This is a genomic window from Echinicola soli (genome assembly GCF_006575665.1).
Lineage (GTDB): Bacteria > Bacteroidota > Bacteroidia > Cytophagales > Cyclobacteriaceae > Echinicola > Echinicola soli.
The window spans coordinates 557,259-577,186 of record NZ_CP041253.1; the positions used below are offsets into that span (position 1 = coordinate 557,259).

General features: G+C 39.5%; 15 protein-coding genes and 1 tRNA gene. 7 read left to right on the plus strand and 9 right to left on the minus strand.

The genetic code is table 11. The annotated features are described in order from the left end of the window. Positions 1-23 precede the first annotated feature (23 nt). Complete coding sequence (locus FKX85_RS02395; RefSeq protein WP_141613212.1) at positions 24-3,440, plus strand: DEAD/DEAH box helicase; 3,417 nt, start codon at positions 24-26, stop codon at positions 3,438-3,440. On the opposite strand, the gene FKX85_RS02400 is transcribed toward FKX85_RS02395, so the two are convergent. From FKX85_RS02400 to FKX85_RS02430, 7 genes are all read right to left on the minus strand, one after another. Beyond that, entirely contained in the window at positions 3,399-4,709 is a 1,311-nt protein-coding gene (locus FKX85_RS02400) for an McrC family protein (protein WP_229239738.1), read from the minus strand. The two genes, FKX85_RS02395 and FKX85_RS02400, sit on opposite strands and share 42 nt — an antisense overlap. Continuing rightward, positions 4,702-6,711, minus strand: a complete 2,010-nt coding sequence (locus FKX85_RS02405; RefSeq protein WP_210416901.1) for an McrB family protein — start codon at positions 6,709-6,711, stop codon at positions 4,702-4,704. The genes FKX85_RS02400 and FKX85_RS02405 overlap by 8 nt, the downstream gene beginning before the upstream one ends. Before the next feature lie 42 nt (positions 6,712-6,753). Beyond that, the gene (locus FKX85_RS02410) at positions 6,754-7,035 is read right to left on the minus strand and encodes a hypothetical protein (RefSeq protein WP_141613213.1); all 282 of its coding nucleotides are present in this window, start codon (positions 7,033-7,035) and stop codon (positions 6,754-6,756) included. Continuing rightward, positions 7,032-7,508: a 5' nucleotidase, NT5C type gene (locus FKX85_RS02415; protein ID WP_141613214.1), complete on the minus strand. Its 477-nt coding sequence runs from the start codon at positions 7,506-7,508 to the stop codon at positions 7,032-7,034. Before FKX85_RS02415 ends, FKX85_RS02410 begins: the two co-directional genes overlap by 4 nt. A 25-nt stretch (positions 7,509-7,533) precedes the next feature. After that, the gene (locus tag FKX85_RS02420) at positions 7,534-8,628 is read right to left on the minus strand and encodes an ADP-ribosylglycohydrolase family protein (RefSeq protein WP_141613215.1); all 1,095 of its coding nucleotides are present in this window, start codon (positions 8,626-8,628) and stop codon (positions 7,534-7,536) included. A 9-nt stretch (positions 8,629-8,637) separates the two neighbouring features. After that, positions 8,638-9,132, minus strand: a complete 495-nt coding sequence (locus tag FKX85_RS02425; protein ID WP_141613216.1) for a DEAD/DEAH box helicase family protein — start codon at positions 9,130-9,132, stop codon at positions 8,638-8,640. A gap of 468 nt (positions 9,133-9,600) precedes the next feature. Then, positions 9,601-10,014, minus strand: coding sequence for a helix-turn-helix domain-containing protein (locus FKX85_RS02430; protein ID WP_229239739.1), 414 nt, complete (start codon positions 10,012-10,014; stop codon positions 9,601-9,603). A gap of 387 nt (positions 10,015-10,401) precedes the next feature. Between FKX85_RS02430 and FKX85_RS02435 the strand changes: the two genes are divergently transcribed. The 3 genes from FKX85_RS02435 to FKX85_RS02445 all read left to right on the plus strand — a co-directional run bounded on the left by FKX85_RS02435 (position 10,402) and on the right by FKX85_RS02445 (position 12,790). Then, positions 10,402-11,319, plus strand: coding sequence for an IS1595 family transposase (locus FKX85_RS02435; RefSeq protein WP_141613217.1), 918 nt, complete (start codon positions 10,402-10,404; stop codon positions 11,317-11,319). A 192-nt stretch (positions 11,320-11,511) separates the two neighbouring features. Further along, complete coding sequence (locus FKX85_RS02440; protein ID WP_141613218.1) at positions 11,512-12,132, plus strand: hypothetical protein; 621 nt, start codon at positions 11,512-11,514, stop codon at positions 12,130-12,132. Positions 12,133-12,448: 316 nt separating this feature from the next. After that, the gene (locus FKX85_RS02445) at positions 12,449-12,790 is read left to right on the plus strand and encodes a helix-turn-helix domain-containing protein (RefSeq protein ID WP_141613219.1); all 342 of its coding nucleotides are present in this window, start codon (positions 12,449-12,451) and stop codon (positions 12,788-12,790) included. 155 nt (positions 12,791-12,945) lie between these two features. Here the strand turns inward: FKX85_RS02445 and FKX85_RS02450 are convergent. After that, a tRNA-Asn gene (locus FKX85_RS02450) sits at positions 12,946-13,019 on the minus strand. Positions 13,020-13,143: 124 nt separating this feature from the next. Continuing rightward, positions 13,144-15,486: a mechanosensitive ion channel family protein gene (locus FKX85_RS02455; RefSeq protein WP_229239740.1), complete on the minus strand. Its 2,343-nt coding sequence runs from the start codon at positions 15,484-15,486 to the stop codon at positions 13,144-13,146. Between the two features lie 449 nt (positions 15,487-15,935). Here FKX85_RS02455 and FKX85_RS02460 point away from each other — a divergent pair, with 449 nt between their 5' ends. The 3 genes from FKX85_RS02460 to FKX85_RS02470 all read left to right on the plus strand — a co-directional run bounded on the left by FKX85_RS02460 (position 15,936) and on the right by FKX85_RS02470 (position 19,603). After that, positions 15,936-17,270: an alpha-L-fucosidase gene (locus FKX85_RS02460; RefSeq protein ID WP_141613221.1), complete on the plus strand. Its 1,335-nt coding sequence runs from the start codon at positions 15,936-15,938 to the stop codon at positions 17,268-17,270. Positions 17,271-17,470: 200 nt separating this feature from the next. Beyond that, entirely contained in the window at positions 17,471-17,899 is a 429-nt protein-coding gene (locus FKX85_RS02465) for an Hsp20/alpha crystallin family protein (protein WP_141613222.1), read from the plus strand. 213 nt (positions 17,900-18,112) lie between these two features. Next, the gene (locus tag FKX85_RS02470) at positions 18,113-19,603 is read left to right on the plus strand and encodes a Do family serine endopeptidase (RefSeq protein WP_141613223.1); all 1,491 of its coding nucleotides are present in this window, start codon (positions 18,113-18,115) and stop codon (positions 19,601-19,603) included. Positions 19,604-19,928 lie beyond the last annotated feature (325 nt).

Sequence of the window (19,928 nt, forward strand, 5' to 3'; positions counted from 1 at the left end):
TCCAATATTTAATCCGCTTTACCATGAAACCAGACATTATACGTCTTTCAAATTTTGAACTGCTTTTAAGTTACGATGATCACAGGCTAAACCTTGATGATCTCCGAACCAAGATTACCGGAAAAGTTCTGAAAAGGAAGAAGATGCCACATGTTTGGCCCGATATAAAACTGACATTGGATTCCGTAACGATCGAGGCATGTATTTATTTAGCCGCTGGAAGAAAGGACGTTAACCTCATTGTCTCCACAAAAAGACTGGTCATCCTCAGGGAGGACAATGCTGATGTTGCTCCACCGGAACATCTGTCCATTTATGAATTCCTGGTACTCAAACACCTGGAAGAAAATAGCATTCTAAAGAGAATTTTTGATTTCTTCACCGATGAGCGCTATCCCTTGGCGAAGCAGTATCCCGCTGATTTCAGTTGGAAAGCAACGGGCATGTATTTGGACAACACCATTCGGCCAGAAGACCATGTCGGAAAGGTTTTCCTGCCCAGTGAAATAAAAGCTTTCCATAAAACCATGAATAGGGTGGATAAATCCTTTGAAAGCTGGGAAACCATTGGCTTTTGCATCCCTACGCTCAAACACTTTTTAGGGTATCCCATACTAAAGCCATTCTTGGGACGGACGACTTTGGACGGGAAAAACATAAGGTCATTCAACACTTTTAAAACCGAACAGATAACGCCCATATTATCCGAACTGTCCAACAATCAAATTGCCCTGCTCAAAATTGCAGAAAGGCTGGAAGAATTATCAGAACCCGTTGACAAGGTGTTGTTTCAAAAAGCGTTTTTGGAGGAACAGATATTTGAGTCGAAAATATGGACGCTATGGGAAAAAGCAATCCATTTACTGAAACGGGAACGGTTCGTTTTTTCCTATTTCTGTTACAGGAAAAAGCAGTTCAAAAACCGGCCCAGAAAAACGGATATGTCAAGTATTGAATTTTCAGAGGCTAAATTCCAGCCAGCATTCGAGCTCACAGAAATCGATGACCGTTTCTTGTTAAAGGCCTTTATGCTCCACAACGGGAAATACAAAGAAGTAGAACAATCCTTCCCAGATGACTTTCCTATGTTTTACAGGCCAAATAAGTACGATCCCCTTACCTATACCGCTTCCTGCCTCCGTGATGTAAAAATATGGAAGTGGATTACCCATAAAGATATATTCACCATCCACAAGACCTATTGTGAAGAATTTATTAAAAGCGTTTTACCGGAGCTTTGCTCCCATTATCCGATCAAGTTCAAATTCAAAGTAGAAAAGAATTTATATATTCAAACGTACCGACTCACCGCTGAAAGAAAATGGTTGTGTGTATCCCAAACAAATAACAGCATTACGCTTACCCCATACATAAAATACCTGGAAAGGAAAGAGCCTGTGAACATCCTTACCAAAGGTACACAATGGCTGTTGTTTGATGGTGACAATAGGACAGTCCAGATAAGGGACAAAAAAGAGGAAAAAGCCTTTAAGAAACTTATATATGGCCTGCACCCTACATTTAAAGAGCAAGCATCCGAAGAACGCCCAATGGTTTCTATGGATGAATTTATAAGGGATTACTGGTTCCTGGAGGCCTTTTCAATATTGAAAAAAGCCGATATTCCGGTTGAAGGATTGGACAGCCTCAAGGGGTTTGGTTACCATCCCTACAGCCCGGATATCCAAATGGATGTCCAGGCTAAGAAGGGCTGGTTTGATATTGGTCTGCAGGTAAGGTTTGGCGATAATCTTTTGGACTTTGAGCAATTGAGAAACGCAATCATCAAACAGGACGGCAAGGTCAAATTAAAGGGTGGCAAAGAAGGGATAATTCCTTCGAAGTGGCAGGACAAACTGAGGGGCATGTTATCCCTAGGACAGGAAAAGAACGGGAAACTGAGCCTTTCCAAGCTCCACTTTCCCATGGTTGAAAAGCTGTATGGGAAAAATGCCCCCAAGGATATCACCGACTGGATCAAAGCCAAAAGAAAGCGGTTGGAGAACCCTGTTTTAAAGGATGGAGTAAAGCTGCCCATGGTCAGGGCAACATTAAGGCCATACCAGAAAGCGGGGTTTTACTGGATGAAAGCCCTGCAGGAGGAAGAATGGGGCGGAATACTGGCCGATGACATGGGCTTGGGCAAGACCCTGCAGGTGCTTACCTTATTGCTCCATACCAAAGAGGACGGCGAAAAACAGCCCAGTTTGATTGTGGCCACCAAATCCCTGCTTTACAATTGGGAGGAACAGGCGGCTAAATTCACCCCTGACCTGACCATTTGCAAGTATTATGGACATTCAAGGCAACAACTGCAGGAAGGATTGCATCAGTTTGATCTGGTCATTACCACTTACGATACGGTCAAATCAGATATCCGTTTTTTTGGCAATATGGAATTCCAATACCTGATCACCGATGAAGCCCAGGCCATCAAAAATACAAGCACTGATCGATATAAGGCCATAAACTTGCTCAACGCCCGTTATCGGTTGGCCCTTTCAGGAACCCCGGTTGAAAACAGTGTAGTGGATTTATACGCCCTGATGAATTTTGTTAACCCCGGATTTTTCGGGACCGAGGCAAATTTCAGGAAAATATTTCTTCAAAAAGGAAGGGTGGACAAATCACCAAGAATGGAAGCGCTGCAAACGGCCGTCAAGCCTTTTATCCTGAGAAGGACCAAGGAAAAAGTGGCCAAGGACCTGCCGGAAAAAACCGAAATGGTCATGTACTGTGAAATGGAACCCCAACAGCGTAAGGCTTATGAGTCCTTGCGGAATTATTACAAAGGAGAACTTGAAGACAAAATCTCCACAGAGGGGCTTAACAACTCTAAGCTTAAGATCTTGGAAGGCCTGATGCGGTTGAGACAGGTTTGTGACCACCCCGTTTTGGTACCGGATCATTATAATTATGAGGGCAATTCTGCCAAGATGGAAGCATTAATGGAGCAGGTTATCGAAAAGACAGCCAATCATAAATTGTTGGTGTTTTCCCAGTTTACGGGTATGTTGAAGCTTATTGGTAAGGCACTGGAAAAAGAAGGAGTCTGTTATTCTTACCTGGATGGTCAGACCTCCGAGGCATCCAGAAAGAAAGCGGTAAAGCAATTTCAGGAAGATAATTCGGTAAGGGTGTTTCTTTTAAGCCTCAAAGCGGGTGGTTCCGGGCTGAATCTTACCGCTGGGGATTACGTGTTTCTGGTTGATCCCTGGTGGAACCCGGCTGTGGAGTCACAGGCCATCGACCGCTGTTACCGCATTGGCCAGGACAAAAAGGTGATGGCCTACCGCATGATCTGTAAGGATACTATTGAAGAAAAGATCCTGCAAATGCAGCATGAGAAGAAGGAATTGGCCGCTGGGCTGATCCAGAGTGAAGAGGGGCTGTTTAAGTCACTGGATACTAAGGGGCTGTTGGAACTGTTTGGGGAATAAGGTTACATCCATCCACTTGCCAATCTCCTCTGCAATTCTCTTTTGCCAATCGGACACGCTAATCTCATCTTCGTCTAATAATTGAATTTGAAGGACAGAACACTCATAATTATATGAAGAAAATTCTCCAAGCGATATTTTCGGATCTTTGGAAAATGGATATACCAAAGCTGTCTTTTCTGCATTATAGTAATGATGATAAGCAAACATCTGACGTAAATCATGTATATCGGGCTTATTACTTTTTATTCTTTTCCATTTTGCATCCAGTATATGGACAATTTCTTCCTTATCAGACTCGCATTTCTTCCTGATAATAATATCAGGTTCTAATTGTGACTTGAATTTACCCTTTACTTCCCAGAAATCGTTTTTCTTCTTTCTTTCCACTGTATATCCCACACCTAAATGCTTCCTCAAGCTCACAAATAAAAACTGCTCCCAAAGATGGTTCATGTCAAACATAATGGCCAATACATCATTGTTTCCCCTTTGGATGTCCGGATGGTAATTAAGCAGGATCATTTTGGCTATTTGTAAAGCTTTATGATACGCTTGTGTTTTTCGGTCAAGGCGTAATCTTTCAAACCACGCAGAACTAACTCGGATATCCGGCATTTCCGGAAAATTCAACACCAAAGCACCTATCCTACTATGCAATCCTGAAAAGGAATTAATCTTTTGGAGCAATAATAGTGCTTTATATAAAACTGCATGAATATCATGCTCCTTGTCATACACAGAGTGGTTGACATAAAACCGCTCTTTGTGAAAACAATTTTTTTGGATGTGTTTGGTGAAATTCAGGCTTCCCTTTAGAGCTTTAACATTCCCTTCAGTCCTTCTATATTTCTTTGTTAAACCTTGGTGGAGCAGCTTTTCCATTTCAAAAATAAAAAGCTCGAAATAAAGGTCCAACAGGGAATGATTCGATGTTTTCAAGCCTGCAAACTCGCTGCTTTCCACCTTTAAGTGTCCTACCTCTGTGAGCATGTCAATCAAACCCTTTTTCCAACTGGCATTACTTTTTTCTCCCTCTTGATCTACCTTCGGTAAAACCTCAATAGTCAGGCCACCAACTTGAATGACACCAACATGTTCGTTGAATTTTACTCCATTATGAACAAGGGAATAATATTTCACCCCCTTTGAGCCGTAATGTTGTTGAAGTGCTTTTAGTTTTTTCTGGCAAAACCTATCCTCATCCACTTTCAGTAATTGATGTTCGTACACTGAAATTGACTTTTGTCTGTCCTTTAATCTATTCACCGAGTAAAAGCTCAATAGCCCCTTTAAACTTGATTTGAGAATCCTTAGAGTCAAATTTCACTATCTGATAAATTTTTCTATCATCATAGTCGCCTTCGTATTCAAATTTAGCATAGGGTACTATATTTTTGGAGTTTGGTTCCACAAACCCTTCACCCAACACCATTCCGATCTTGACATAATCCCTATAAAAATACTCCTGTAGCAATGGAATAATTTTATTCTGGAAAACATCCATTAGGTCTTCCAATTTCTCAACACCAAGAAAATAGCTATGACCAATCAGATGATCCCTGTCCAAAAGCCTTTCGATTCTTCCATTGATCGTTTCAAGAACTTCTACCAAATTAACGTACTCCACTTTTTCCTTACCATATTTCTTAATCAAATCTGGATTGGGATCCATTTCCTCAAATGAAAACCTTCTCCGCAGTGCCGTATCCAACGCTTCCACAGACCTATCAGCGGTATTCATGGTACCGATAATATGGAGATTTGGCGGCACAGCAAACGACTTTTTTGAATATGGTAATATCACTTCCAATTCTTCAGCCATCCCCAGTCGTTTGTCTGGCTCCAAAAGTGTGATCAGCTCCCCAAAAATCGAAGAAACATTACCACGGTTGATCTCATCTATTACCAAGACAAATTGATCACAATTTGTAATTTTTTCTTTTTTCTTAGAACCCTCAAATTGATACCATATTTCAAGTAAGTCTTTTATTTCTCGATCCTGATCAGCTTCAACCTCCTTAAAGGATATTTTATTGTCAATTAAAAATTCGAAAAAACTTTTGTAAACGGCAAAGAAAACTGACCCATTATATTTTACACTTGGCAATATATCTTGGTTAATGGACTTTACTTCATTTGGGTCTATATCAGCATCGAACATATCCTTGATCTTTGATTTCGAAACTGTAAATTCATGTTTTCCTTTTTCTTCCTTTGTTGATGAATTTGACCATTCAAATTTTACATAAATGGTTTTGTTATCAAGGTTTACATTAACCAACTTTATTTTGCTTCCACCAATTGTCTCAAACTCATATTCATCTATTTTACCACTGAGGTAAGCCAAATATTTTTCGTATAGTTGGTCGAAAGAGAGTATTTCATTCTCCCTTTCTCTAATCTCATTCTCCCCAATTAAATTTTTTAATGCATCTTTAGCCATCTGTTTAAAGATTCCATCCTGAACTTCATACTCTATCCCATCTCCTTTCTTGCTCACATCTGGCTTTATGCCTTCAATAAAATCCTCATAGGAGAGGCTTTGGTGGAAAGTAGTAAAACCAATCCGTCCTTCTTTTTGCCTTTTGATAAATTGGTCTTTTATAACTTTTCTGTTATTCCAATCAAGCTTACTCTCTTGATCATCATTAATTAATCGAAGGGCCTTTTCAGTGGTAGAATATGTTTTACCGGTACCTGGAGGACCAAATAAAATTGTATTAGAAGGTTTTGCATTTTGTTTTATCGTCATATTTGAAATGTCACTTTCTGACAGTTTTGAATAAACATCTGGAAATTTCTCATTTAGAAAACTTAGAATTTTACTTAAGCTAAATTTGAATTGGTCAATAGGCGTAAAAGTTGTAGGTCTTTGGTGGCTAATATCAAAGTTATGCTCTATCGGTTCTTTCAAACAATGAATAAACTTAAATTTAATTGCTGGTCTTTTTTTATTATTAGAAAGGACAAGTGTATGCTCATTGGTGGAGTATTCTGATTCTGCAATACCAAATCCGTAATAATAATTTTTATTAATGATAAAAATCAAATCACCTTTCTTTAATTTATTTACCCAAGGCTTGATACTGTCTCCTCCACTACTGAGGTTATTCAAATCCATTCTTCGATAATCCTTTTCTGGATCGAGCCAATTAATAGTAAGGAGGCCGTTGTCTCTAAACTGTTCCCAACTTTTTGAATCTGCACATCGCCAAATCCTTTTAAACTCTTTTCTTACTTTGTTTTCTAATGCATTAATTTCTAACATCTTATCAAGAAAATTTATTAATTCAAATACATGGTAAATTAACTATTGTGTGCTGTTATCGTGATCTAACCCATTTAAATTTAATAAACTATCATGGGTTTGCTCAAGTTGACCAACCAAAGCCAATAACATCTGAATATTATTATCTTCGCTATTCAGAAAATGTGCTGTACTAAAGCGCACCACATCCCCTTCCTCGAACAGCTCATCGATATCTTTATATTCACCGGTCATCGCTACATTGATCAAAGCTGTAAAGACAAGGTCCCTTGCTTCCTCGATTGTCGAGCAAGATTCTTTCAATGCATCTTTATATGTTCTCATAATATACCTTTCCCATTACCAAGTAAGTATTCCCTCACAGCTATCCAATCCGGAAACCTTTCACTCCCAAAATGTAGCCATTCACCTCCAAAATCCTTCGCCCCGTTATTGGGACGATCATCAATAAGATAATTACCTTTATTAAGATGCTTGTTATGGGAAAGAATCAGCCTTTTATAAAACAATCCATCCTCCCCTTCTCCAAAATGCTTGTGTACCCACTTCACCTTATCTATCCATGCACTTGGGTTAAGCCATAGAGCGGTGGAGAGAATATACAAATCGTATTTGCCAGCCAGCATTTCTACCGATTCAATGGCCAATGGGTAAGGTTCCATTAAGGAAAATATCCCGGGGACTTCATCTATCCTGTCCACATAGGCTTCCCTTGTCTCCTCATCTGTTCTTTTTATTCCCGATGGAAAATCCACCAGAACATTGTCCATGTCTATATAAACTGTTTTTTTCGTCATCTTAATGAGTATATCTTTTTAATCTTCAATATCCCGGATACCTTTCCCACCATTCTTCATCTTCATTATGGCTATTGCCCTTTATGCCAATGGTAAGGTCTTCACCCATATCCAAAATGATGTCTGCATATTTTAACTTTTGTTTCCAATGTTCAGGAATACCTGTCACACCATTAATCAGGCCTAGAATATTTCCCGTAATGGCTCCAGTACTGTCTGAATCTCCTCCGTGATTAATAGCAGCAAGTACGCCCTTTTCAAAATTATCAGGATACCTTAATCCGCAAAGCAGACTCATAGCCAGTGCTTCTTCTGCCACCCAGCCTTCACCCAGCTCTGCTATGTCTGTAGGTTTTAAATCTCCTGAAATCCCTTGATTGTGATGGTTTAGCACCATCTGGACTGCTTGTTTTACTTCAGAATGGTTTTCCCATTGTACCATAATTCCCAAACAAAGTTGGATGCTTTCCAATAAAGGCTTTCCTTGTACCAGAAATGCTATCAATGCAGCGAAAAAAACTCCACTCAAATACCCACTTGGATGGCCATGGGTGATTGCTGAAAGGTGACATCCTTCATCAAAAGCTCGGGCTGCATTATCAGCAAATACCAATCCCACTGGTGCCATGCGCATTATAGTTCCACAGCCTTTGCTGTCATTGACAGGCTTGGAAATAGTTCCCGTTTCTCCACTTGCCAAGGCCATCAAACAAGTGTTGCCCGGAGCTCTTCGGGTATAAAGCTCCTTTCGTTTGACCAACCAGCCAGTGGCCAATTGTTTTGAGTTAATGGAGTTGCCCTGACGGGGAAAGCCCTGGGTCTCCAGCCACCTTAGGTAGGAGTGATAGGTGATTTGGGGCAAAGCACCTCCAATTCCTTTTAGCATGGCTCTATGCTTAGCTCTCAAAAGTCCTTCAGCAGTAAACAATGTCATCTGAGTATCGTCAGTGAACTCCCCGGTGCCATCACCAAATTCCACATAGTCCATAATCCCTTTAGGGCCAAATCGATGGAGCAATTGATCTTGGGACAAAAATTCTATCGGAGCCCCTAGCGCATCACCAACCGCTCCACCAAGCAAACATCCTTGGTACTTATTCAGCTTTTCTTCAAATGGCATCGTTCAAGTTTATTGGTTTTTGTTATCCATATACCCCAAATTTTTGGTCATTTGGATGGATTCTAAAATTCCCGTAAAGACTTTTACCGTGTCTTCCATATAGTTAATGGAAGAAAAATAATCTGGGGTACCCCATGCCTTTTCTATCCTTTTTTTAGCGGTTTCGGTATTACAGGTGACCTGAGCCCATCGGGTTTCAATTTCCATCTTTTTACATTGATCGATCCATGATTTGATTTCCTCATCATAGCCAGCACCAAGGCAATATTCGACCACTATATTGGCTCCATCCATAAATGCCTCCAGGCAATCCCCCGTTGCTTTATTCCATACCACCATTTGTTTGTCTTCATCTGATAAAAATGAAGCATAATCACCATGTAGTTCCACGTTGAGTTTTGCAAGGTCAAAAATATAGTGCCCTTCTTTTTCTAGGTAATGCTGTTCAATAAAAGTGCTTTTCCCTTCTCCTTGCCCACCAGTTACAAAAATAATTTTTCCCATAAGTCTTAGTTTAGTTGTTTTTAAATAATAGGTCAATTTAATAAAATAAGACTAAGCCTAATAGTTAATGACACTAAGTGTCCCAAGTTGTGCAGGGCTAATAGGAGGAAGGTTTGAGGTGTTTAATCTCATTTTTAAAAGGCCTAAAAATAATGGACAGAGATATTAGATAAGTTTCATTAAAAATTAAAAATGATGGTATCTGACCTCAGTTTTCTCCGAACTCATTTTTCTTTATCTCCGAACTTTAGTTGGTTTTCTCCGAACCGGAATATTTCAGAGAACTGGCAAAAAAACATCCTCATAATAAAACAAAGCCATTTTTCTCCAGCCATCAATCCAATTTCTTCCGAACTAGAAATGGTTTCTTCCGAACCTTATTAGAATCGTACAGCCCTATAAAAGCATCGTAACTTTATTTAGTATATGAGCTGGGTCGAGTACTTCTAAGCAAAATATTCAAAACGCTTACTTCTTTCCCTTCAACAACTCATTTTTCTCCTTTTCACTGGCTAAAAGCCGCTCATATAACCGCTTATTTTCCTCATATACTTCAATAAGCATATCAATAGGGTTGAAGTTGAGGGTACAATTGTTGTTTATGGAACCTGCATTGTCATGAAGTGTACTGGCAATAATATTTATTGCTGCTTCCTCACTAAAATTTTTAAGGGCCTCTTCTGGTACTTTCAACACTTCTGCAACTTGCTTAAGAAGGTCATCTTCAATAATTTCCTTTTGCTCGAGCAGAGATACTTTCTTTTGGGACCAGTCGTCTCCCAGCTCGTGGGCAAGAGCTTCTTGTTTGATTCCCATCATTTCCCTAAAGCGCTTTACATTTCTTCCGTGGTGGGTTTTTTCCGGCATAGCAGTGTCATTCATGGCGTAAATGTAAGGTTAAGTCCTGAAATAAGTAAACCCTAAGTTATTCAAAAAATGGGATAAATCAGAAGGGAAAAAGGAATTAGAGAAGAGTTTGGGATCTGAACGTAGGAAGTACTTAAAAGTACAGGAAATTAAATGCTAAATTGGTCAATGAGATATTGAGTGAAATAATGTCGATAAAGGACTCTTTTGAATTATTCACATTAAGGAATAAAGATGGCTCTTTAATTATACCAATTGGAATTGTATTTTTTCTATTTTTAAAGTATGATTATACGCCTTTATGCCAGTAGGCAAATAAATATAAAGTGACAGTTAGTGTCATCTGTTTCATAAAGTGGGCAAATGGCAGTTACTTGTGTCAGGACAAAAGGTTTTGACGCTATGAACATACTGAAATTTTATGAACGTTTCCCCGATGAAGACAGCTGTGCGGTCTATCTGCGCGAACAGCGTGAGCAGCAGGGTGTGATATGCAAAAAGTGCGGAGGATCAGCACATTATTGGCTGTGCAACAAAAAGATGTTCCAGTGCAAACACTGTGATTTCCGCACCAGCTTGAAAAACGGCACGGTGATGGAAAACAGCAACCTTCCCTTGAGGACCTGGCTGCTTGCCATCACCTTTATATCTGCCACCAAAAAGAGCTTCAGCGCCCTGGAACTGCAGCGGCAGATGGGGCATTCCCGATATGCGACCATCTTTGGGCTTCTCCACAAGGTCAGGGAAGTAATGGGAAAAAGGGACGGGCTTTACCAGCTTGAGGATATGGTGGAGTATGACGAAGCCTTTGTGGAAAAAGCGACCAAATCAGATGAAAAACAGGCCCTTAAAAAAGGAAGGGGGAGCCAAAGACAGGCCATAGTGGCCACCATGGCGGAATCCACGATTTTGGAAGACCTTGATACCGGGAAGGACAAAAGCTGCCGTTATTTCAAAATGAAGAAGATCGATGACCTGAAAGCCAAAACGGCCGAAAAACTGGTAAGGGACTTTATAGATAAAGAAGCCGTATTGCAGACCGATGAAAGCACGACTTATATCAATCTGGAGGACTGTGTAGATGTCCATGTTCATGAAATATCCTCATCGGCAGAGGGAAAATTCAACCTTAAATGGGCACATATAGCCATCAGCAACCTGAAAAGCTATCTGAGGACCTACCATATGGTCTCTGAAAGGAAGCTTCAGAACTATCTGGACGAGTTCTGCTATAAGCTAAACAGAAGATACTTCGGCCAAAAATTATTTGACAGGCTGGTCATTGCGGCTATTTACCCTTACTGGCACAATAGCGTATAATCATATTTTAAAGTACTTAAAATGAAGTTTCATAGACAACTATCATAAAAATACATGAGAGTTCTTAAAATTCACCAAAATACCAAGGGTAAAAAAAGTTTTTATAGGATGTTCTTTTCACCAGAGGTGACATGTGTTAATCCAATAGAATATCTCAAGCAATGTAGTATAATATCTTGTTTTTATCTAACTATGGATTTTAAAGACTACAAATTGCAAAAAATCCCCCCTGAATATCGATATAAAATTTATCAATATGAGGCTCATCAAGATTGGACAAAACGTTTTCAAATGATTATGGAAGATAAATTAGCTCGCAATTTAATTGATCTTTTAACTACGAACAAGAAACGTGATCAGTTAAAACTTTTAAAAGGGGTTTCTTTTACCTCCTTTACATTAACGAAATTGATATTTTATGCATATGAAAATCTTGGGTATAAGTTTAGTTATTATTCCTCCGAACAATTACCCAAAGGAATAAAATATACTGACTTACCCTATGTAATTGAATTAGGAGAAAATGAAAAAGATATTGATATTATTGGAGAGACTGAATTAAGTGAAGGTCAATTGAAAAACATCATAAAACATCGAAAAAGAATAATTGCAAAATTTATTGAAAAGGAAGACCAGTGGCATTGCTTTTATATAACTTATAAATCATTATCCGGAGAAGAGAGCTGGAATGATGGACAACCTCATTATCATTATTTAAGTGATAAATTTGGTGTGCCAAGGGATGAAGTTGTTCTAGGTATCAAAAATGGAAAAATGCCCAGCACTCCGGTTCATATAGGGATCGAAGGATAATAAAAGCTGATTCCCTTTAAAAGGCTCTTTTGGGATAAAGCCTTTTACTATTGTTTTCTTACAATACCTAAAAGCATATCTATTTAGGATAAAGGTTGCTTAATTGGTGAGTATACCATTAAAGTTACCTGCTCGTGAATATCTATTTAATAGTTAACTTCATTTAGGTTAGTTCCCACTTCTGATTTCAGTGTGATCATTTTATTACTCTCAATTTTAAATTACCAAAAATATTTCACCCAACTACGGTTATACTGGTGAATAATTACTCACAAAAATCCTTAGCATCGAATTCCCTAATTTAAACCAATTACCTATGGAATTAAAATTTGAAGATCTTCCTCAAGCAGTATCCCAGTTAATTAAGCAAAACAAACTGATTTTAAATGCAATCCACGAAAATGGCTGTTCAGAAAATCAGACTGAAGAGGTATTAACCCTAAGCAGGATATGTGAATTGTTGGAATTGAAAAGGCAAACCATCTACAGTTATGTGTCCAGGGGACTGATCCCTTACCATAAAAAGGCTGGCAAGCTTTATTTTTTTAGACAGGAAATCGAAGAATGGATCAAATTGGGTAATAAGACTGAAAAAATCGAAGGGGTTAGCTTTAATCCTAGAAGAAAGTTCAAAGACCGTAAATTCAAAAAGGTTTAATGGTCTGTCATGTCTTTACTTGTTGATTTTTAGACAATTAACTGGTGATAGAATTGATTTTGCAAATGAGGATTCGAATAGAGGCAATATTTTGCAAATTTTTTGCAAATAAAAAAACCACTTACAATTTTTCATCGTAAGTGGCTGATTTTCAGCTCCTCCTCTTGGGCTCGAACCAAGGACCCTCTGATTAACAGTCAGATGCTCTAACCAACTGAGCTAAGGAGGAATTTTATTATTTTCGCTAGCCCTTTCGCTTAACGTGATGCAAACATAGCAGGTTGTTTATTTTTTTCCAAATACCCATTCAAAAAAAGTGCTCTAATTTTTCTTTCACACTAAAATTCAATGGATTAATTTTCAGGACTCGTATCATCTTTTGAATCACGCCCTCCTTTTTCCTGTTCTTTTTCAACTGGGGGGATATCTTTCTTATCTGGCTGAGCCGATTTGGATTCCGGCATGGACTTGATGTAAAGATCTCGTTGAGGAAATGGGATTTCTATATTTTCTTCTCCAAAACGTTTATAAATATCCTTCATCACTTCATTTCTCATATCTACCCAAATATCAATATCATTTACCCAAAAAAGAAGCCTGTATTCCACTGCACTTTCAGCAAAATTCTGCAGGAAAACACTTGGCCCCGGCACTTTGAGAATATCCTCCCGGTCCAGCACTTTTTTAAAAACTCCTTCAACCTTATCCGAATCAGAACCATAGGCCACCCCAATAAACAGCTCTATTCTTCGTCGTTTATTGGAGAGTGTCCAGTTAATCAGTTGCTGGGAGAGAAGGTCGCCATTTGGCATGATCAGTTCAGATCCGTCCCAGCCCTGTATCTTACTGGCGCGGATCCCCACCTCTTTGACAACTCCACTTTGCCCCCCCACCTCTATGACATCTCCAATCTGCACTGGCCGTTCAAATGCCAGGATAATCCCGGACACCAGGTTATTGATAATGGTCTGTAGACCAAAACCGATACCTACCGAGAGCGCCCCCAATACAATCGCCACATTATCCAACGGGATTCCGGCAGCGGTAATAGCCAATAAAAACCCTAGTGTAAATACGGCCAATTTGATCAATAATATGGAAGACCCCAACCGCTGCTTACGATTAGCGGCCATTTTCTGATCCTTGGCCTCCGCAAAGTAGGAGATATACTTTGAGATAATTCCTGAAATCCAAATAATAATGATAAAAGTGGAAATACTCCCAAAATTAAACGTACTCTGACCGATCTTACGTTCTTTCGACAAAAAAGCAGAAATATTTTCAAAGAGATAATCATAAATCGTTAGGTTCGTTGTCAAATAGTAAAGCCAGATGGCAGCAGCCAGAAAGACAAAAATGTTTCTCACTTTACTTTGAATATCCTGAAAATCGAAATAAGCCGTATATTCAGTAGTACTCTTTTTACCCATTTCAATCTGCAGATAGATCGCCTCTAAGATCACCAGCACAAAAACATACAAGCCCACTGCCTGCATAAGGCTGGTTGTCGCTGCCACTCCCAAAATTTTGGCGAGGCTATACCTGCCAAGAACATTGGCCACAGCTGACAGTCCCTGAATGATCATAAACAACTGGATCAACAGAATAACATACCTGGTATGGTTAAGGCCAGAGTCCTTGATCTCACTGATAATACTATAAGCCAATCCAATACATACGAAACTCAAAAACAATAACACCCATCGCTCTTCATACGCGGTTTCGATATATAGATTGCTGATGCTATAAATCACAAAAATCACTAAAAAAACCCACCAAAAAAGATAAATTTTCTTTTTGACAATTGACCTGATCAGCACCGTTGTTACAAGCATCAGCAACCAGAGCACCACAACTACCAATACTACTGGCGGCGAACGATAAAAAAAAGTAGCCAATGGCAGTACAATAACCATCGCTGACAACAACGGGTTATTGGGGATAAACCTGGTCCGCTGAAGAATGATATCAGAAAATTCCTTTTCAGACTTAATATGCCTAAGCAAATACCTAAACCAAAGAAAAAACGCCAAAATCAATCCTAGCACCCATATCAAGACAGGACGGGTTGCCTCTACATAGCCCTTTAGGATAATCCGGTTGATATTGACCGAGTGACTGACAACCTTCAATAGCTCTTTTGTTCTTGAATAAGTACTTTTATCCCAAATAAAATTGATCTCCTTATTGAAAAGCGCCCGCTCCATTTTGCGCTCCCGCTCTCTGATCTCTTCCTTAAAATCATTTACTGCAATTAACACATTGGATAATCGGCTCTGATAATTGACCAGGTTAAGTTGCCTGGCCACAAAGAGACTATCTCCGGTCCTAATCCTCGTCTGAAGCTCTTTAAGTTGACTCTGGAATGCAGGCAAGATTGTAGGGTCTTCAAGTGTCAAGGAAAGTATTTTATCTTTTTTAATCTCCCTTAATGAATCAAAGGCATTGAGCACCTCCGCGCTTCTGCTATCAAAATCCACCTTCCATTTCTCTATTCTACGGGTTTGGTAGTCTGTGAAATTATTGAGTGCATTCAGGTACCTAAGGTTAATATCCCTGTTTCGCCTTTCCAGCCTGCCCCGCACCTCCTCTATACTCATTTCTACCTGGGGCAATTGTTCACTGATCTGAGTGGTGTCTACCTGTCTGTCCAGCACTTTATTGATATGGTTGGTTGCCATAATGTACTGCTCCATGGTTTGGATTACTGTATTAATGTTGCGGTCTTGTTTAACAGTATCTTGATTTCCCGCGTTTACAGTATCTTTTGTCAGTCCAAGCAAAGAATCCCCCATGGACAATATTTCAGAAGTAGATTGAAAAGCACTGGAATACTGAAAATTGCCCAAAGAAAAAAGACAGATGAAAATGAACTTAATGTAACAAAGTGGAAGAGGTCTCATAAAATATAACAGGTATTTCTCTTTATAAAAATAAGAAGAAATCCTGAGTAGGAGATCATGCCAAACCGCCAATCTTGCCCACTTTTAATAAAACCTTGCCCTCCATTAACATAAAATTTAAATTAACGGCGCTTATTAATACAAAAGAAAAATAAATGCACGATCAATTAGATCAATATTTTAATATCATTACATTTAAACCCTATAAATTAGGTATTTTGGACTAATCAAGTAAACTAAACATGAAAAATTGGTACATACTTATAAGCTGGCTTTTTATTTCCAGCTTAATCATCACTAAAACTTGGGCCCAGAACTCCACGGAAGACCAAAAAATGCAATGGTTCAAGGATGCTAAATTAGGAATCTTTATCCATTGGGGCATTTATTCCGTGAATGGAATTGATGAATCCTGGTCTTTCTTTAATGACTACATCTCCTATGACGATTACATGAAGCAGCTTGACGGATTTACCGCTTCTAATTATGCCCCAGAAAAATGGGCCCAACTTATCAAATCTTCTGGTGCTAAGTACGCCGTTATTACTGCTAAGCACCACGATGGAGTAGCCCTCTGGAATAGTCAAGCTAGCGACCTAACCGTGGTCAATAAAACCCCTGCCAACAAAGACCTCATCGCTCCATTTATGGATGCACTCGAAAAAGAAGGACTCAAAAAAGGACTTTATTATTCGGTCTTGGACTGGTCACACCCAGATTATGACAGAAAAACCCGGACAAAGTACCGTTACAAGAATGATCCTGAAAGATTCCAAAAATTCGTGGATTTCAACTTCAAACAACTCGAAGAACTCTCCTCAACCTTCAATCCCGACCTTTATTGGTTTGATGGCGACTGGGAACATAAGGCCGAAGAATGGAGAAGCAAGGAGCTCAAAGCACAACTCCTGAAATGGAATCCCAGCGTCATTATCAATTCCCGTATCGGAGGCAATCTGGGAGACTACGACACGCCTGAGCAGGGAGTCCCTGTCACCAAACCAGACAGCAAATACTGGGAGCTATGCCTCACCATGAACAACAGCTGGGGCTACCAACACAATGACGACAATTATAAAAGCCCAAATGAGCTACTCAGGATCTTTGTGGACTGCCTTCACATGGGCGGGAACCTCCTGCTGGACATAGGCCCCAAACCGGACGGGTCAATTCCTGATGAAGCGGTTAATATTCTGGAATCATTTGGGAGATGGACCGATAAACACGCTGCTGCCATTTACGACACACAAGCTGGAATCCCAGAAGGACACGTTTATGCCCCCACCACACTTTCCAAAGATCGAAAAACACTTTACATCTACTTAGACTATAAAGTAAATGAGTCATTGGTCATTAAGGGCCTGAAAAATAAGATCAACAGGATATGGGTGGTCGGCAATGGTACTAAACTCGATCACCGTGAAGTAGGCAAACAATACTGGAGCAAAGTTCCTGGACTTAAATATGTCGATATCCCAGACAATGTCTACGACAAAGACATTACAGTTATCGCAGTACTTCTAGATGGAGAAGTAGACCTGTACCGTGAAAAGGGTCAAGTGATCGAAAGCAACTAACCAATCTTAATTTATTAATAAAGTCATTTTTGACGCTTTACTGTTCACAAAACAGACATTTTGGCATTTAAACGTTTCAAAAAAGGCTAAAACCCGTCAAAAGGTCAGTAAAATTAAGTGAAAATAGATTTGGTACAGAATTCACTATAGTATGATCGTAGTTAAATAAAACAATTCAAAAACTAAAAATTCATACTATCATGAAACTCGTAAGATATAATCAATTAGAGCCCAACTATCCTTCTACCTTCAGTGGAGTATTGGACAAGTTCTTTAATGACTCATTCCAAACAGGCACTCAAAAGTTCACGCCTTCGGTGGACATCAGTGAAGATGAGAGCAATTATGAAGTAGAACTATCTGTTCCAGGAATCAAAAAAGAGGACTTTAAAATCGACTTGGTAGATGGCAAGCTTATCATCTCAGGCGAAAGAAAGAGCAAAGAAGCCCAGGAAGGCAAAAATTACCACACCGTCCAAACGCAATACGGAGCTTTTAGCAGATCATTCTTCTTGCCCGAAGATGTCTCTCCAGACAAAATCGAAGCAAAATATGAAGATGGCATTCTAAAGGTAACACTGCCTAAAAGCGAGAAAAAGGTGCTAAAATCATCCATCGAAGTAAAATAAATTATAAGTGGGGCAACCCACTTATTTTTTTTTGGGTTTAATATAAGACAAACATCCCGACAATTCGATAAAACCCGATAATCACCATTACTTCCTTTGTTAAAAGGTGTTAAATAAGCTATTTTATAGTGATCTTTACACGATATTTGGGAACAAACCTTATGCTTAATCGTGTATTTGTTACAGTAAAACAATAAACTAAAGGAGAACAACATGAATAGAAAGCAATTCTTTCTCAGCATTATTCTGGCCTCCATCCTCGGGGGCTTAATAGCAGTAGCAGGAGTAAGTCTATTATCTCCGTCGGAAAAAGTAACCACTTTCGAACAAAAACAAAACACCAGTTTTGTGAATTGGCTGAAGGACGACAAGTTCAATGTTCCTGACGGGATAAACTTTGTAGCTTCTGCGGATCAGGTACTACCAGCGGTGGTTCATATTAAAAGCAAAGTAACCGTTCAACGGCGGGGAAGAAGTGGAAATCCCCTGGAAGAGTTTTTCGAGTTCAGGCACCCAGATGGAGGTGGCCAGCAGCCGCCTATGGAAGGAATGAGTTCCGGTTCGGGAGTAATCATCTCTGAAGATGGCTATATCGTCACGAATAATCACGTAATCGATGATGCCAAGGAAATACAAATCACCCTTTATGACAACACCAATTACGACGCTAAAGTAATCGGCACCGATCCCACGACAGATTTGGCACTCTTAAAGATTGACGCCTCAGCGTTACCCTTTGTGCCATTTGGAAACTCCGATAAAACAAAAGTAGGTGAATGGGTATTGGCTGTAGGAAATCCATTTGACCTTACCTCGACTGTAACAGCAGGTATCATTAGTGCAAAAGCTAGAAACATTGGCATCCTGAGAAATGAAAACAACAACCTTCAGATCGAATCATTTCTCCAAACAGATGCAGTGGTCAATAGAGGAAACTCCGGTGGAGCTTTGGTAAACCTTGCGGGTGAATTGATCGGGATTAATACAGCCATTGCTAGCCAGACGGGTGCTTTTAGTGGCTATGCCTTTGCCGTCCCGAGCGCTATTGTTAAGAAAGTGATGGATGACCTATTGAAATACGGAGCAGTCCAAAGAGGCTTACTGGGCATCCAAATCCAAGATGTCAGCATCGCCAAGCAGTACCTTGACCTTGACACCAAAGCCAATCAAGGCGTGTATGTAGACAAGGTAAACGAAGACTCAGGCGCAGAAGAAGCAGGAATCCAAAAAGGAGATATCATCACCGAAGTAGACGGCGTGGAAACCACTAACGTATCTAAACTACAGGAGATGGTAGCACGTAAACGTCCAGGGGACAAAGTAGACCTTAAGTTCCTAAGAAATGGTGAAGAGCATGAGGCAACTGCCACCTTGAAAAACATTTCGGGCACTACCAAAGTGGTCAAAAAGGCTGAACTGAAAGCAACAGAATTTGAATCAGTGACCTTTAAGGATTTAGAGATCTCCCTACAAGAACACCTTGAAATTGAAGGCGGAGCCGTTATCGACAATATCGATAATGACAAATGGGAAGAGGCTGGTGCTAGAGAAGGCTTTGTGATCACCCATGTAGGAAGAGATCGTGTAAGCGGAGCAGATGATCTCAAAAACAAACTCCAACGAAATAAAGGTGACGAGGTAATGATCTTAGGCTTTTATCCAAATGGTCAAAAATCTTACTTCGAAATCAAACTAGATAATTAGTATAGTGTTTAGTTGGTTTATGTATGTGTTAAAACCATCCGCTTCGAGCGGATGGTTTTTTTTATTCCTGACTTCACCTGACTCAATGAACCTACATCAAAATCTTCGCTATCAATGGTCTAAAACAAACAGTCTTTTGGCCTAATAACTTTTCAAAACTACAAAACACACCACACCAAGCTCCTATCGGTAAAAAAAATCATTTTATTGAAACATTAACAAAAAAGCCCATTTTACTAGCTCCGTCTAAAAAACAAGGCTTTTTCCTAACTGTTTCACACATGGTAAAGCCATTTTGTTCCAGAATGAAAAATCACCATAAAAT

Bases quoted from the DNA above. Each gene is read 5' to 3' on its own strand.
- FKX85_RS02395 (WP_141613212.1), top strand. From the start codon at position 24: ATGAAACCAGACATTATACGTCTTTCAAATTTTGAACTGCTTTTAAGT.
- FKX85_RS02405 (WP_210416901.1), bottom strand. From the start codon at position 6,711: ATGTTAGAAATTAATGCATTAGAAAACAAAGTAAGAAAAGAGTTTAAA.
- FKX85_RS02410 (WP_141613213.1), bottom strand. From the start codon at position 7,035: ATGAGAACATATAAAGATGCATTGAAAGAATCTTGCTCGACAATCGAG.
- FKX85_RS02415 (WP_141613214.1), bottom strand. From the start codon at position 7,508: ATGACGAAAAAAACAGTTTATATAGACATGGACAATGTTCTGGTGGAT.
- FKX85_RS02420 (WP_141613215.1), bottom strand. From the start codon at position 8,628: ATGCCATTTGAAGAAAAGCTGAATAAGTACCAAGGATGTTTGCTTGGT.
- FKX85_RS02425 (WP_141613216.1), bottom strand. From the start codon at position 9,132: ATGGGAAAAATTATTTTTGTAACTGGTGGGCAAGGAGAAGGGAAAAGC.
- FKX85_RS02430 (WP_229239739.1), bottom strand. From the start codon at position 10,014: ATGAATGACACTGCTATGCCGGAAAAAACCCACCACGGAAGAAATGTA.
- FKX85_RS02435 (WP_141613217.1), top strand. From the start codon at position 10,402: ATGAACATACTGAAATTTTATGAACGTTTCCCCGATGAAGACAGCTGT.
- FKX85_RS02440 (WP_141613218.1), top strand. From the start codon at position 11,512: ATGGATTTTAAAGACTACAAATTGCAAAAAATCCCCCCTGAATATCGA.
- FKX85_RS02445 (WP_141613219.1), top strand. From the start codon at position 12,449: ATGGAATTAAAATTTGAAGATCTTCCTCAAGCAGTATCCCAGTTAATT.
- FKX85_RS02455 (WP_229239740.1), bottom strand. From the start codon at position 15,486: ATGGAGCAGTACATTATGGCAACCAACCATATCAATAAAGTGCTGGAC.
- FKX85_RS02460 (WP_141613221.1), top strand. From the start codon at position 15,936: ATGAAAAATTGGTACATACTTATAAGCTGGCTTTTTATTTCCAGCTTA.
- FKX85_RS02465 (WP_141613222.1), top strand. From the start codon at position 17,471: ATGAAACTCGTAAGATATAATCAATTAGAGCCCAACTATCCTTCTACC.
- FKX85_RS02470 (WP_141613223.1), top strand. From the start codon at position 18,113: ATGAATAGAAAGCAATTCTTTCTCAGCATTATTCTGGCCTCCATCCTC.